13 protein-coding genes and 1 tRNA gene are annotated in these 15,161 nt (G+C 60.4%); 8 read left to right on the top strand and 6 right to left on the bottom strand.

Annotated features, from left to right (window positions below; genetic code table 11):
• From EPO09_RS04645 to EPO09_RS04620, 6 genes are all read left to right on the top strand, one after another.
• Window positions 1-410, top strand: a 410-nt coding sequence (locus tag EPO09_RS04645) for a TetR-like C-terminal domain-containing protein (protein ID WP_290640656.1), incomplete at its 5' end; no start/stop codon positions are given.
• Entirely contained in the window at window positions 407-1,555 is a 1,149-nt protein-coding gene (locus EPO09_RS04640) for an efflux RND transporter periplasmic adaptor subunit (protein ID WP_290640655.1), read from the top strand. The genes EPO09_RS04645 and EPO09_RS04640, both read left to right, overlap by 4 nt.
• A gap of 22 nt (window positions 1,556-1,577) precedes the next feature.
• Complete coding sequence (locus EPO09_RS04635) at window positions 1,578-4,754, top strand: efflux RND transporter permease subunit (protein WP_290640653.1); 3,177 nt, start codon at window positions 1,578-1,580, stop codon at window positions 4,752-4,754.
• Between the two features lie 65 nt (window positions 4,755-4,819).
• Complete coding sequence (locus EPO09_RS04630; RefSeq protein WP_290640651.1) at window positions 4,820-5,473, top strand: protein-L-isoaspartate O-methyltransferase; 654 nt, start codon at window positions 4,820-4,822, stop codon at window positions 5,471-5,473.
• Between the two features lie 31 nt (window positions 5,474-5,504).
• A complete protein-coding gene (locus tag EPO09_RS04625) occupies window positions 5,505-6,923 on the top strand; it encodes a TolC family outer membrane protein (protein WP_290640649.1) in 1,419 nt (472 codons plus the stop codon).
• A gap of 142 nt (window positions 6,924-7,065) precedes the next feature.
• Window positions 7,066-7,410 carry a hypothetical protein gene (locus tag EPO09_RS04620; protein WP_290640648.1) on the top strand — a complete coding sequence of 115 codons (345 nt, stop codon included), beginning with the start codon at window positions 7,066-7,068 and terminating at the stop codon, window positions 7,408-7,410.
• A 61-nt stretch (window positions 7,411-7,471) separates the two neighbouring features.
• Here the strand turns inward: EPO09_RS04620 and EPO09_RS04615 are convergent.
• The 6 genes from EPO09_RS04615 to petA all read right to left on the bottom strand — a co-directional run bounded on the left by EPO09_RS04615 (window position 7,472) and on the right by petA (window position 11,831).
• Window positions 7,472-7,547, bottom strand: a tRNA-Thr gene (locus EPO09_RS04615).
• Window positions 7,548-7,610: 63 nt separating this feature from the next.
• The gene (locus EPO09_RS04610) at window positions 7,611-8,246 is read right to left on the bottom strand and encodes a ClpXP protease specificity-enhancing factor (protein WP_290640646.1); all 636 of its coding nucleotides are present in this window, start codon (window positions 8,244-8,246) and stop codon (window positions 7,611-7,613) included.
• A 28-nt stretch (window positions 8,247-8,274) separates the two neighbouring features.
• The gene (locus EPO09_RS04605; protein WP_125242292.1) at window positions 8,275-8,889 is read right to left on the bottom strand and encodes a glutathione S-transferase N-terminal domain-containing protein; all 615 of its coding nucleotides are present in this window, start codon (window positions 8,887-8,889) and stop codon (window positions 8,275-8,277) included.
• Between the two features lie 139 nt (window positions 8,890-9,028).
• Window positions 9,029-9,793 carry a cytochrome c1 gene (locus EPO09_RS04600; protein ID WP_290640640.1) on the bottom strand — a complete coding sequence of 255 codons (765 nt, stop codon included), beginning with the start codon at window positions 9,791-9,793 and terminating at the stop codon, window positions 9,029-9,031.
• A gap of 24 nt (window positions 9,794-9,817) precedes the next feature.
• Window positions 9,818-11,221, bottom strand: coding sequence for a cytochrome bc complex cytochrome b subunit (locus tag EPO09_RS04595; RefSeq protein ID WP_290640638.1), 1,404 nt, complete (start codon window positions 11,219-11,221; stop codon window positions 9,818-9,820).
• A gap of 13 nt (window positions 11,222-11,234) precedes the next feature.
• The gene (gene petA / locus EPO09_RS04590) at window positions 11,235-11,831 is read right to left on the bottom strand and encodes a ubiquinol-cytochrome c reductase iron-sulfur subunit (RefSeq protein ID WP_290640637.1); all 597 of its coding nucleotides are present in this window, start codon (window positions 11,829-11,831) and stop codon (window positions 11,235-11,237) included.
• Window positions 11,832-12,095: 264 nt separating this feature from the next.
• Between petA and mscL the strand changes: the two genes are divergently transcribed.
• Together mscL and EPO09_RS04580 are read left to right on the top strand one after the other, a co-directional pair.
• The gene (gene mscL / locus EPO09_RS04585; protein WP_290640635.1) at window positions 12,096-12,518 is read left to right on the top strand and encodes a large conductance mechanosensitive channel protein MscL; all 423 of its coding nucleotides are present in this window, start codon (window positions 12,096-12,098) and stop codon (window positions 12,516-12,518) included.
• A gap of 96 nt (window positions 12,519-12,614) precedes the next feature.
• On the top strand, window positions 12,615-15,161 hold a 2,547-nt coding region (locus EPO09_RS04580; protein WP_290640633.1), incomplete at its 3' end, for a DUF1631 family protein.

Here is a 15,161-nt window from a genome sequence, read left to right as displayed (position 1 = left end):
TCGAAGGCAGTACCTCCGATGCCCTGCACATGCTGGCGCACACCTGGTGGTCGCGCGTAGGCTCATCCAAGGCGGCGGGCCTGCTGGTGCTGATCATGGCCGAGGCAGCCAACTTCCCTGAGTTGGCGCAGTTCTATGTCGATGAAGTCGTCGCGCCCAGCCACGCCCTGCTGGCCCGCGCCGTACAGCGCGGCATCGACCGCAAGGAATTTCGGGACATGGACGTGACCTCCGTTGTGCACGCCCTGATCGCCCCGCTTCAGTTCCTGATCCTGTACCGCCAGTGCACGTCGGTGTGCACGGCCAATCCTGTGCCATTGGATCCGGCACGGTTCATGACCACCCAGATCGAATTGCTGCTGAGAGGCCTTGAGGTTCGCCCCGGCACAACACCACACAAAGAGACATGAGCAACAAGACCAAGTGGATAGCCCTGGCCGCAGGTGTACTGGTTCTGGGCGGCGGCATAGGCCGCGCCATCGTGCACAAGAAGGCGCAGCAAACTGAACTGGCGCAGAGTTCTGCCAGCGCGCAAGCGCCACAAATGGCACTGACCGGTCGCGATGTGCTCACCGTTCAACCGACAGCACTGACACACGCCATCGCGGTATCAGGCAGCCTGACGGCGCAGCGTTCGGCCATCGTCAAAGCCAAGGTGGCCGCAGAGCTGCTCAGCCTGAATGTGCGTGAAGGCGATCAGGTCAAGGCGGATCAAGTGATCGGCAAACTGGATCCCCAGGAGTTCGACACCAAGCTGCAGCAAGCCCGCCAGCAAGCCGCATCAGCCAAAGCCCAATGGCAGATTGCCCAGCAGACCCTGGACAACAACCAGGCGCTGATCCAACAAGGCTTCATCTCGCGCAATGCGCTAGACACCTCCTTGTCCAATGCAGCCGGCACCAAAGCCGCATATGAAGCCGCGCAAGCTGCTGCCGATCTGGCCAGCAAGGCCCTTCGAGACAGCACCGTGCGCGCCCCACTGTCAGGGCAAATCTCGCAGCGTTTCGTGCAAGCGGGAGAACGTGTGGCGGTCGATGGCCGCATCGTTGAGGTGGTGGACCTGAGCAGCCTGGAGTTGCAAGCGCCGCTCACGCCGCAAGACGTCACGCAAGTGCGCATTGGCAGCCCGGCCACGCTGCGTCTGGATGGCTTGAGTGAGCCGATCAATGCCCACATTGCCCGCATCAACCCCAGCGCCACGGCAGACACACGCTCGGTAATGGTGTACTTGTCATTGCAGCCCCACCCGGCCTTGCGCCAGGGGCTGTTTGCCCAAGGTGAGATCACGCTGGCGCAACGCGATGCGCTGGCTGTGCCTTTGAGCGCCATCACCAAAGAATCCGGCCACGATCAGGTACTGCGTGTGCAACAGGGCAAGGTCAGCAAGGTCAACGTCAAGCTGGGTGCGCACAGCGGCAAGAGCGCTGACGGGCAAGCCATGCAAGAAGTGATCGAAGGCCTGCAAGCTGGTGATGTGGTGGTGCGCAACGCCACCGGCACCGTGCACGACGGCCAGGCCGTCACGCTCGCGCAGCCCACCTCGTCAACACGCTGAAGCCAGGCAGGAAGCGCAACACATGTGGTTCACCCGCCTGTCCATCAACAACCCGGTGCTGGCCACAATGGTCATGCTGGCCCTGGTCGTGCTCGGCCTGTTCTCTTATCAACGCCTCAAGGTCGACCAGTTCCCTGACATCGAACTGCCCACCCTCGCCATCCAGTTGGACTATCCCGGCGCCTCGCCCGAGATCATCGAATCCGAAGTCACCCGCAAGGTTGAAGAAGCCGTCAACACGGTGGCGGGCATCAACCAGCTGTACTCGCGTTCGTATGAAGGCAGCTCGGTCGTCATCGTGCAGTTCAACCTTGATGTCGATGGCCGTCGTGCTGCCGATGATGTGCGCGAAAAGCTCTCGGCCATTCGCCCCACCCTTCGCGACGAAGTCAAGGAACCACGCGTCCTGCGCTTTGATCCGGCCAACCGCCCGATCTTTTCGCTGGCGTTGACTTCACCCGATACCACGCAAAGCGAACAAGCCCTGAGCACCTACGCCGACCAGATTCTGCGCAAGCGGCTGGAGAACGTGCGTGGCGTGGGTTCGGTCAATCTGGTGGGCGCACTCAAGCGCCAGATCAACGTCTACCTCAAGCCACAGGCGCTGCAGGCACTGGGCTTGCGCGCCGAGCAAGTGGCCAACGCTGTGCGCCTGGAAAACCAGGATCAACCTGCAGGCAGCGTGCGAACCAAGGACCAGGATCGAGTCGTGCAGATCGACGCACGCCTGAAAACCGTGCGTGATTTCGAGCGCCTGATCATCACCACACGCGCCAACCAGCCCATCCGCCTCAGCCAGGTCGCTGACGTGATCGACGGCCCGCAGGAGCTGGACACGCTCGCCCTGTACAACGGCAAGCGCACGCTCGCACTCGAAGTCCTCAAGGCCCAGGGTGAGAACACGCTGGACGTGGCCAAAGGCCTGCGCGAAGTGGTCACCCAGGTGCAGCAGGAACTGCCACCGGGCATGAAGGTCGACATCATCCGCGACAACAGCCGCCCGATTGCCGTGAGTGTGTCCACCGTGCGCGAGACGCTGATCGAAGGCGCCCTGCTGACCGTGGGCATCGTGTTCCTGTTCCTGAACTCGTGGCGTTCGACCGTCATCACCGGCCTCACGCTGCCGATCTCCATCATCGGCACCTTCCTGTTCATGTACGCCTTCGGCTTCTCGATCAACATGATCACGCTGATGGCCCTGAGCCTGTGCGTGGGCCTGCTGATCGACGATGCCATCGTGGTACGAGAGAACATCGTGCGCCATGTGCAGATGGGCAAATCAGCGCTCGACTCATCCCTGGACGGCACAAAGGAGATCGGCCTGGCCGTGCTGGCTACCACCTTGTCCATCGTGGCCGTGTTCCTGCCCATAGGCTTCATGGGCGGCATCATCGGCAAGTTCTTCCACGAGTTCGGCATCACCATCGTGGCAGCCGTGATGATCTCGATGTTCGTGAGCTTCACGCTCGACCCCATGCTCTCCAGCATCTGGCATGACCCGGCCATCCACCGCCAAGGTGAAGCTGGCGGCTCGCGCTCGCTGTATGACCGCAGCATTGGCCGCGTCACCGCGGCGATCGAGCACTGGGCCGATTCGCTGGGTGAGGCCTATCAACACATTCTGTCGTGGGCATTGGACCATCCCTGGTGGACCATGCTGCTCGCAGCCGGCAGCCTGGTGGGCAGCCTGGCCCTGATGCCACTGATGGGCACCGAGTTCGTGCCCAAGGCGGATTACTCCGAGACCTTCGTCAACTTCTATACGCCGGCCGGCACCTCGCTGGAGGCCACCGAAGCGCGCACGCATGATGTCGAGGCCCTGATCCGCAACATGCCTGAGGTCAGCTACACGCTGTCCACGATCAACACGGGCTTCGCGCTGGGCCGCAACCAGGTCAGCATCTACGTGCGCCTGAAGGACCGACATCAACGCCAGCGCAGCGTTGATCAGCTCTCGGCCCCCTTGCGACAAGCCTTGAGCCAGTTGCCCGACATCACCGTGACCCACGTCGGCCTGCTGGACGCGGTGGGTGGCCAAAAGCCCATCCAGCTCTCCATTCAAGGCACCAGCCTGGCTGAACTGGGCAAGCTGTCTCAAGAGACATTGGCCAAGCTGAGCAAAGTGCCCGGCCTCGTTGACCTGGACACCAGCCTCAAGCCCAACAAGCCCACGCTGGACATCCGCGTGCGCCGCGATGCGGCGGCAGACCTGGGCCTCAATGTGGACACGATCAGCAATGCACTGTCTGTGCTGGTGGAGGGCAAGACGGTCGGCAGTTGGCTCGCGTCCGACGAGCAGAACTACGACATCCGCGTATCCCTGCGTCCTGAAGATCGCCGCACCGCCGAAGACCTGCGCAACCTACCCCTGGTCGCCGGCGCCGATGCACAAGGCCGCCCCCGCATCGTCAAGCTGCATCAGGTGGCCGACATCATCGAAGGCCTGGGCCCCACACAGATCAACCGCCGCGACCTCAACCGCGAAGTCGAGATCACCGCCAACGTCACGGGCCGCTCCATGGGCGAGGTCTCCGCCGACATCAAGGCCATCCTCGACAAGACTCCCTGGCCCGCGAACTACCACTACCGCTTTGGTGGCTCGACCAAGGACATGAAGGAAGCCTTCGAGTACGCTGCCTCAGCACTAGGCCTGGCCATCATCTTCATCTACATGATCCTGGCCTCGCAGTTCCGCAGCTTCCTGCAGCCTATCTCGCTGATGAGCTCGCTGCCCCTGACGCTGATCGGTGTGGTCTTGACCCTGCTGGTATTCGGCTCCACGCTGAACATGTTCTCGGTCATTGGCATCATCATGCTGATGGGCCTGGTCACCAAGAACGCCATCTTGCTGGTCGACTTCGCCAACAGAGCCCGACTGGGCCACAGCGGTGACAGCCATGACACCGAGCCCCTGCCCCGCCGTGAAGCCCTGCTGCTGGCTGCCCGCGTTCGTTTGCGTCCCATCTTGATGACCACCCTGGCCATGGTCTTTGGCATGGTGCCGCTGGCCTTTGCATTGACCGAAGGCTCCGAACAACGCGCACCGATGGGCCAGGCCGTGATCGGCGGCGTCATCGCCTCGTCCCTGCTGACCCTGGTCGTGGTGCCGGTGATCTACACCTTTCTGGATGATTTCAGCATGTGGGTAAAAAATCGCTTTAAATCGGACAAGTCACTGTCGCATTCAGGCAAACCCTGAACTTTCTTAAAATCTATGTTTTATCCGGATTACTTTCCCTTACCGTCTCCCGTAGGATGCCCAGCATGAACGTCGAACAAGCCCGTTTCAACATGATCGAGCAACAGATCCGCCCCTGGGATGTCCTGGACACCTCGGTGCTGGGCCTGCTGTCTGCCGTTCGTCGCGAAGATTTCATCCCCGCCGACCACCGCGCCCAGGCCTTCATGGATCTGGAGATCCCGCTGGGCCAGGGCCGCTCGCTGCTGGCACCTCGCGTCGAAGCCCGCATGGTGCAGGACCTGAACCTCAGCAAGCGCGACACCGTGCTGCTGATCGGCGCCACCACAGGCTACGTCGCCGCCCTGCTGGCCCACAAGGCCCAGCGCGTGATCGCCCTGGAGGCTGATGCAACCCTGGCCTCCGTGGCCCGCACCAACCTGCGCAACGCCGCCGTGAGCAACGCCGAAGTCGTGCAGGCAGACGGCACCGCTGGCTTCCCTGGCCAGGCACCTTATGACGCCATCTTGCTGACTGGCTCAGTTGCCCAGGTTCCCCAGAACCTGCTGGACCAACTCAAGACCGGCGGCCGCCTGCTGGCCATCGTGGGGCAAGATCCCATCATGCAGGCCACGCTCTACACACGTGTGAACGACGCGCAATTCAACAGCCAGGTGCTGTTTGACACGGTTGCGCCCCGCCTGGTCGGTTTTGCCGAGCCCAGCCGATTCCAGTTCTGAAGAACCATACCCATTTGATTGAGGAAACATGATGTCCAAGTCCGTCAAAACGGCTCCGTTGTCCCACAGCCAACGCGCTGCGGCCACGAGGCGCACCATCGCCACGGCCTGCTCCGCGGCACTTCTGAGCCTGGCGGGCTGGACTCATGCTCAAGCGGAAAATCTGGTGGACCTGTACCAGGCCGCAAAAGGCTATGACGCAGCGTACCTGTCGGCCAAGGCGCAAGCGGAATCCGTGCAATATCAAGTCGATCAGGCTTATGCCTTGATGCGCCCCAGTCTGGGCTTGAAGGGGTCGATCAACCGCAGCCACTTCGAGGCATCAACAGATGCACCGGCCCCGGCGTCGCCACTGGTTGCTGGCTTGGTCCCCAACAGCTACAACTCAAACACCACATCCAAGACAGCCGGGCTTGCCGGTAAATTGCCGCTGATCAACCGTGCTGACGCGGCCAAGATCGACCAGGCAGAACAGTCCCTGATCGCAAGCCAGGCAGACCTGACCATCGCCGAAAACGACCTGGCTGCCCGCTTGACCCAGGGTTACTTTGACGTACTGGCTGCCCAGGATGTGCTCAACACCACCCAGGCCAACAAAAAGGCACTGGCAGAGCAACTGGCGTCGGCCAAGCGAAACTTTGAAGTGGGCAACGCCACGATCACCGACACCCGTGAAGCCCAGGCTCGCTTTGACTTGGCTTCCGCACAAGAAATCGCTGCCACCAATGACCTGCGCGTCAAACGCATCGCGCTCGATCAATTGGTTGGACGCTCGGACGTGAACCCCAGCCCGTTGCTCACGCCCGCAAAACTGGACTCACTGGCACCAGGTCAGATGGACGACTGGGTCGCCCAAACCCCCAACGCGCCATCGGTGCGCAAGGCCGAAGTGGGACTGCAAGTTGCCAAACTGGAAATTGAAAAGGCCAAGGCTGGCAACTGGCCTACCTTGGATGCCGTCGCCAATTTGTCTCGTAGCAAAGTCGACTCCAGCTCCACAACCTTGGCGGCCGGCTCCGGTACGACTGCATCGATTGGCGTCGAGCTGAACATGCCCCTCTATGCCGGTGGCGCCATCCAGAACCGCGTCAAGGAAGTGCTGGCACTGTCGGACAAGGCCGAGCGTGATGTGGACAATGCCAAGCGCAGCGTGGCCCTGGCTACGCGCCAGGCTTTCTCTGGCGTGCAATCAGGCCTGGCCCAGGTCAAGGCCTACGAGGCAGCCGAGGCCTCTGCCAAGCTGGCACTGGAAGCCACACAACTGGGCTACCGCGTCGGTGTCCGCATCAACAAGGATGTGCTGGATGCACAGACCCAACTGACATCCACGCAAAAGGACCTGTACAAGGCCCGCTACGACGTCATCGTTGGATCCATCAAGCTCAAGCAGGCTGCCGGCACCTTGAAAGCCGACGATCTGGTTGATCTCAACAAGCTGGTGACTCAATAAATCGCGCGATACAAAGTCGTTCACCTTATCAACCTGGCCCGCCCCGAGCGGGCCTTTTCTTGTGCTGACGCAAGCGGCCGCACTTTGATCTGCAGATGGCCTGCGCTACATTGAAGTAGACACATGTGAAAAGGAAACGACCATGAAACAACAGCGACTGACCGCCCTTGCCTGCCTGGCCGTGATAACGACACTGGCCGCCTGCACCAACATGCCCCAGCACCATGAACGCTACGCTGGTCACGTCATCGAAGGCAATGCCGACATGGTTGTGAATTGCAAATTGCTGGACAGCTTGAGCAGCAGTTCGGGCCTGACTGGCTTCTTTGCACCCAAGGGGGTCGACAACATCAAACAAAACCTGTTGCGACAAGCTGACAGCATGGGTGCCACTCACGTGGTCTGGGACAAACCCAATGTGGGCTACGACGCCACCACGCTGAACGGCAAGGCCTATCAATGCCCTAGCGCCGATCACCCCCGATAACGCATCGGCGAAGCAAAAACAAAAGCCTGCAACCCATGAAGAGTTGCAGGCTTTGTAATTTTGGTGCCGGCTGTCGGATTCGAACTGACGACCTACCGCTTACAAGGCGGTTGCTCTACCAACTGAGCTAAGCCGGCATCAGATCTTTGCAATCGATGACTGCGAGATCAGAAGCTAATATTCTACTACGGGTTTCAGCCTTATTTGATGCGCCGAAGTGCAGGACGGCCACCACCTGTTGGAGGGGGGTCATGCGGCTCATCACCGTTATCCACCAGTTTGGGGGCGGACTCCACTTCCACAGGCTTGACAGCCTTCGGGCGATCCTTGATCGGCGCAGCAGCGCCGCTACCAGCGTCCTTGCCGTCACTCTTTCCGGCCTTGGCCAGCTTGAGTGAAGGCGCTCGCTCCACCGGGTGATCGGCAGGCAAGGTAGCGTGCAAGACGGCCACGTCACCACCATCATCAGGCGATGAAGGCGAATCAACACCTTCACCACCCAACGATGTCGGCACTGGGAAAGCCATCCCCTGCCCGTTTTCACGCGCATAGATGGCAATCACATGATCGGTTGGCACGCAGATGTCACGCGCCATGCCGCCAAAACGCGCCTTGAACTCGATGTAATCGTTACCCAACTGCAGCGAGCTTGTGGCCTCGAAGCTGACGTTGAGCACGATCTCGTTGTTCTTGACGTACTCCTGCGGGACCTGAACGGAACGGTCCACATAAACAGCCAGATAGGGCGTGAACCCGTTATCGGTGCACCAGTCGTGCAAGGCACGAATCAGGTACGGCCGAGTGGAGGAACCCTGGGAATCTTGTTCAGTGGACATGCTGCTCTTCAGACCGGAATCGGAACACTTACTTGCGCATCACTTTTTCAGACGGCGTCAGGGCTTCGATGTAGGCCGGACGCGAGAAGATGCGCTCAGCATACTTCAACAGCGGCAAGGCATTCTTCGACAGCTCGATGCCGTAGTAATCCAGGCGCCACAGCAACGGGGCAATCGCCACGTCCAGCATGGAGAAGTCGTCGCCCAACATGTACTTGTTCTTCAGGAAGATCGGTGCCAGCTGCGTCAGGCGATCGCGGATCTGCGAGCGCGCCTTTTCCAACTGCTTGTCATTGCCCTTCAAACCGCCACGACCTTCGAGCAGGTTCACGTGTGCGAACAGCTCCTTTTCGAAGTTCAGCAGAAACAGACGAACGCGTGCACGCGCAACCGGATCACCCGGCATCAGCTGAGGATGTGGGAAACGCTCGTCGATGTACTCGTTGATGATGTGCGATTCGTACAGGATCAGATCGCGCTCAACAAGGATGGGCACCTCGTTGTAGGGGTTCATCAGGGCGATGTCTTCCGGCTTGGCGAAGACATCAACGTCACGGATTTCGAAATCCATGCCCTTTTCAAACAACACGAAGCGGCAACGATGCGAGTAAGGGCAAGTCGTTCCGGAGTAAAGCACCATCATGGCGGTGGGCTCCTAATAGTCAGTCTAAAAAGGCTCGCGGTGCCACTGGCACCACAAAACAACGAAGCGCAGTGACTGCTTTGCAGCAGGCCACTGCGCCATCAACGCGCTCACTGAAGGATCAGCGAGTACGCCTCAATCACTTCACGTCTTTCCAGAAGGCCGCATTCATGCGCCAGGCAATGACGAAGAAGATGCCCAGGAAGATCAGCACGCCCACGCCCAGGCGGGTGCGTTGGTTCTGCACGGGCTCACCCATCCATTGCAGGTAGGCCACCAGATCGGCCACAGCACTGTCGTACTCGGCGGCAGACAGCTTGCCCTTGGTGATTTCCTCGAAACCTTCGAAGTGATGCTCAACCTTGGCTGGATTGTGCGGATCAGCGTGCTCAACGAACTTGGCGCCACGCTGACCTTGCAGTTCCCACAGCACGTGAGGCATACCGACGTTAGGGAACACGATGTTGTTCCAACCCGTCGGACGAGCTTCATCGCGATAGAAGCTACGCAGGTAGGTGTAGAGGTAATCCGCACCGGAACCGCTGTGGCTGGCACGCGAACGAGCGATCAAGGTCAGGTCAGGCGGCACGCCACCGAACCAGGCCTTCGCGTCCTTCGGATCCAGAGACACCTTCATGACTTCACCCACCTTGTCGGTCGGGAAGAGCAGGTTGTCCTTGATCTGCTGATCGGTCAGGCCAATGTCCTTCAGGCGGTTGAAGCGCATGAAAGCAGCAGCATGACAGTTCAAGCAGTAGTTGACGAACAGCTTGGCACCGTTTTGCAAGGCAGCCAGGTCAGTGACGCGTTCCTTGGGGAACTTGTCCAGCACCATTTCGGTATTGGCGTGCGCGCCCGAGACCAGGGCGATCGCAGCCAGCAAAGAGGCAAGGATTTTTTTCATGTCTGTGTTTCCTGCTTCTGTCTATCAGTGGGGCGTAAAGGTCACGCGGTCAGGCACCTTCTTGAAAGTACCCAACTGGCTCCACCAGGGCATCAGCACGAAGAAGCCGAAGTACAGCAGCGTACCAACCATCGACACCATGCCGCCGATTTCAGACGGTGGCTGCACACCCAGGTAACCCAGGATGACGAAGTTGACCACGAAGACGCCATAGACGATTTTGTGCCAGCTTGGACGATAGCGGATGGACTTGACCGGGCTCTTGTCGAACCAGGGCAGACCAGCCAGGATCACCACGGCGCCACCCATCACGGCAACACCCCAGAACTTGGCTTCAAGAACCTTGAGCAGACCGATCAGGACCGCTGCGCCAACCAGGGCAGCAATCTTGGTCTGGCCCGTACCCTTGCCCTTGATCAGGTTCAGCACGGCGGCCACGCCAATGATGACGGACAACACACTGACCATCTGGTCGGTTGTGGCACGCAGCATCGAGTAGAACGGTGTGAAGTACCAGACCGGCGCAATGTGCGCAGGCGTCTTGAAGGGATCAGCCGGGATGAAGTTAGGCGTTTCTAGGAAGTAACCACCGAACTCAGGCATGAAGAAGATCACAGCCGTGAAGCAGATCAGGAAGCCAACCACACCCACGATGTCGTGCACCGAGTAGTAGGGGTGGAAAGGCACGCCGTCCAGCGGGTGGCCGTTGGCATCCTTGGGACCTTGCTTGATTTCAACGCCGTCAGGGTTGTTCGAGCCCACTTCGTGCAGCGCGATGATGTGTGCCACCACCAGGCCCAGCAGGACCAGGGGCACGGCGATCACGTGCAACGAGAAGAAACGATTCAGCGTGGCATCGCCCACGACGTAGTCGCCGCGGATCAGGATGGCCAGGTCAGGACCAACGAACGGAATGGCGGAGAACAAGTTGATGATCACCTGGGCGCCCCAGTAGGACATCTGGCCCCAAGGGAGCAGATAACCCATGAAGGCTTCAGCCATCAGGCACAGGAAGATCAGACAACCGAAGATCCACACCAGTTCACGTGGGGTACGGTAGGAACCGTAGATCAGACCACGGTACATGTGCAGGTACACCACGATGAAGAACGCCGAGGCGCCTGTGGAGTGCATGTAACGGATCAGCCAGCCCCATGGCACATCGCGCATGATGTACTCGACCGAGGCGAAAGCCACAGCCGCATCGGGCTTGTAGTTCATGACCAGGAAGATACCGGTCACGATCTGGATCACCAGCACGAGCATGGCCAGCGAACCGAAGAAATACCAGAAGTTGAAGTTCTTCGGCGCGTAGTACTCGGACATGTGCTCCTTGTACATCTTGGTGGCCGGGAATCGGTTATCGACCCAGGTCATCAGCTTTTCGCCTGCCGAGGCGCCGGCTGGCGCTTGTTTGAATTCAGCCATTGCGTGTCTCCTGTCAGGCCTTCTTGTCTTCACCAATCAGCAGCTTGGTGTCAGACAGGTACATGTGAGGCGGGATTTCCAGATTGTCTGGGGCGGGCTTGTTCTTGAACACACGGCCAGCCAGGTCGAAAGTCGAACCGTGGCAAGGGCACAAGAAACCGCCGGGCCAATCGTCAGGCAGCGAAGCCTGAGGACCAGACTGGAACTTGGACGAAGGCGAGCAACCCAGGTGGGTACAGATGCCGACAGCCACCAGCACGTCAGGCTTGATGGAGCGGTGCTCGTTGCGCGCGTATTCCGGTGTCATTTCCAGCTTGCGCTCGGACTTGGGGTCGGCGAGCTGAGCATCGTGCTTGGGCAAGGCTTCGACCTGCTCGGGCGTGCGCTTGATGATCCAGACGGGCTTGCCGCGCCATTCAACGGTCATCATCTCGCCCGACTTGAGGTTGCTGATATCAGCCTCAACGGCAGCACCAGCTGCTCGAGCGCGTTCTGAAGGTTGGAAGGTCGAAACGAAGGGGATGGCAGTGGCCACGCCGCCCACGCCACCGGCGGCGCAGGCCATGGTCACCCAGGTCCGACGGCTTTGATCCACTGGCTGATTGCTCATGGGTATCCTTATGGACTTTTAGAGGACTGATGGAACGATGAGATTGGGGTCAACCTCGCATTCTAACGGACGTCCGCGGCCCCTCTTCCAATCGACCTAACTTGTTGATCGAACTCAGGGCGGATTGGGCATGTAACTTTTTGGCAACAACTGATGTCCCGCCTCTTGAGCTTAGATCGCTGTCACTGGCAAAGACGTCAGAGAAGCCTACAGTTATCGTGGATGACAAATTAACTAACTTCCCTCAAGAATTGGAGCGCAACGATGAGTTTTTTCAGCGAGTTCAAGGAGTTTGCCGTCAAAGGCAATGTGGTCGATCTGGCCGTTGGTGTGATCATCGGTGGCGCATTCGGCAAAATCGTCGACTCGCTGGTCAATGACCTGATCATGCCCCTGGTCGGCAAGGTGGTCGGCGGGCTGGACTTCAGCAACTACTACGTTGCACTGGCCGGGCAACAGGCCGGGCTGACACTGGCCGACGCCAAAAAGGCCGGCGCCGTGTTCGCCTACGGCAGTTTCCTGACCGTGGCCTTGAATTTCATGATCCTGGCATTCATCATTTTCCTGATGATCAAGCAGATCAATCGCATCAAGAAGGAAGAGCCGGCAGCCGCACCTGCAGCCCCCGCCCCCACGCCCGAAGACATCGTGTTGCTGCGCGAAATTCGTGACAGTTTGAAACAATAACGAAAGGCCGGGCGGGACCGGCCGATATCCAACGATCAAAGGCAATGCCTTTTTGGGACAGTACATGTGCCCGCCAGATCTGATTGGACCCGTCCTGTGACCGACCCTCGTTTCGACATCGTTATTGACCGCGCCGTCAGCCGCGTCAACACGGCGGTGTCGGATGCCATTGACAAGGTCGCGACCCAGATCGGGCCGCTGGCCTTGTCGGCCACCAGCAACCTGCAACGCCAGGTGCTGATGAGCGCCGAGCGCGAGTTGCAACTGAAATCCCCTCAGTTGCGCAGTGCTTTCGGCAAGCAGTTCCGCCAGCAGGTGGACAAGATCACAGGTAGCGCGCGCGCGCAGAACAGCGGCCATCAGGTGCTGAGCGCGGATACCGACTGGGCCTCTTTGTCTCTGGTGGACAACGCCGAAGTCGAGCGCGGCGTGACCGCTGACCGCCTGGCCCAGGCTCTCACACACGAGTGCGACGCCCAACTCGAGGCGCTCGCCGCCTACGTCACAGCACTGGTGAACGACCCCAGCCCGGAGCGCAACCCGCTTCGCCCGCAGGAAATCGCCCGCGCTTTGCTGGCGGCCATCGCAGAACTGAACAGCGCCGACGATGTGACTCAAGTGCTCGCACAGCACCTGGGCCGCGTACTGGGCCCTGAACTGGCCACCTGCTACGGCCAGATCGTCGCGGACTTGCGCGGCCAAGGCGTCACGCCACGAGGCTTGACGGTCAACCGCACACGTCAGACCACCAACAGCGTGCATGGGGGCATGTCGCCCACCAACCCTGGCAGCCTCAACGGTGACCTGGCCATGCACACCCAGCCTGGCTCATTCCCGGACAGCATGGGCGGACGCATCACGTCCGGCTATCAGCACACCGGCCCGATCAACGCTGAAACCCACATGCGGGCCGCACAAGCGCTCAGCGAGATGTTTGGCGTCTCGATGCCCATGCCGATGGCCGACGGTGCCATGCCCATGGGATTGCGAGGTGCCGCCTCGCCTCGCCAGCCTGGCGCCCTGCCCGCCGTCAGCCCCGACTTCCAGAACCTGCTGCGCCAGATTGCAGCCCAGTCGCCCCAACAGGGATGGACGGCCGATTTCCCGGGCGGCATGCCTGCAGATGACGGCGTGACGCCTGCCGCCATCGCACATGGAGGAGATGCCGGATCGAGCTTTGCTGGCCCCCTGATGGCTGTCAACCTGATCCGCGCCCACAGAGAAGAACTGGTCAAGGCCAGCGGTGGCGCAGCGCTCGATCAGATGGTGATCGACATCGTCGCGGCCCTGTTCGATCAAGTGCTGTCCGACCCCAAGGTGTCGCCGCTGATGGCGCGCCAGATCGCCCGCCTGCAGATGCCCGTACTGCGTGTGGCGCTGGCGGACATGAGCTTCTTCAATTCGCGCAAGCACCCTGTTCGACGCTTCGTGAACCGCATCGCCACGCTCTCGGCGTCATTTGACGACTACGAGAGCGGCCCGGGGCAAGCCTGCCTGGACCGTGTCACCGCCCTGGTCAATGAGATCGTGGACGGTGATTTCGACCGCATGGACATTTACGAGTCCAAGCTGGCCGACCTGGAATCCTTCATCGAGAGCGAAAACGCCCGCGAAGCTGCCGAAAACGCCGCCGTGGCCGCCATGCTCAACGGCAAGGAAGCCGATCTGCGTGTGCACCAGCGCTACATGCAGATCCTCAAGCGCGAACTGGCCGACGTCGAGATGCCGGATTTCCTGCGGGATTTCCTGTCTCAGATCTGGAGCCAGGTGCAGGTGATGGCCGCGGCGCGGGATGGCGCCCAATCACAGCTGGCGACCCGGATGAAGACGGCTGGCCACAATCTGGCGCTGAGCGTGCAGCCCAAGGGTCACCCGCAACTGCGCAAGGATTTCCTGCTCAAGCTGCCGCAGCTGATGAAGGACCTCAATGAGGGCCTGGGCCTGATTCAGTGGGCCGAAGAGGCCAAACAGGCGTTCTTTGCCCAACTGCTACCGGCACACGCCGAGTGCCTGAAAGCAGCCCCCCAGCATGACCTGACCCAGCGCTTGCTGGAGCACCAGTTGACCAAGGTCGAGCAGATCGCGATTCCCAGCCGCGAAGAGGCTGCCAACGACCCACTGCCCGAAGCGCTGAACGACATCAAGGCCCCGCCCGTTCTGACGGTGGTGCCGGCCTTGTCGCCCACCGAGATCAAGGAAGCAGGCTTCTTGCCCGAAGCCGCCGTGCTGGCGGATGGCCCGCTGGACATCGACCTGGATCTGCCCGGAGAGAACGATCCCAGCCTCACGGAAATCGACATCAATCTGGATGCACCTGCGCCCCCTTCTGCGGGCCTGCAACTCGTGCACCATATCCAGAAGGGTGCGGCTTACCAGATGATGATGCAAGGCCAGTGGAAAAAGGTGCGCCTGACCTGGGTCAGCGATGGCCGCACCTTCTTCATCTTCAACCACGGCCACACGCACAAGCAAACCATTTCGCTGACGGCCAGAACGCTGGCCAAGATGTGCGATACGGGCCGATTCAAGGCTTTCGAGCAAGCCGAACTGATCGAACGCGCCACCGTGCGGGCTCGCCGTCAACTGGCGGCACTCAGTGGCGGCGGCGGTGGCAGCATCCCTCAGCCACGCGCAGCACGTTCA

This window comes from Aquabacterium sp., assembly GCF_004297345.1.
Classification (GTDB): domain Bacteria; phylum Pseudomonadota; class Gammaproteobacteria; order Burkholderiales; family Burkholderiaceae_C; genus Aquabacterium.
This window is presented reverse-complemented; position numbering and strand designations above follow the sequence as displayed.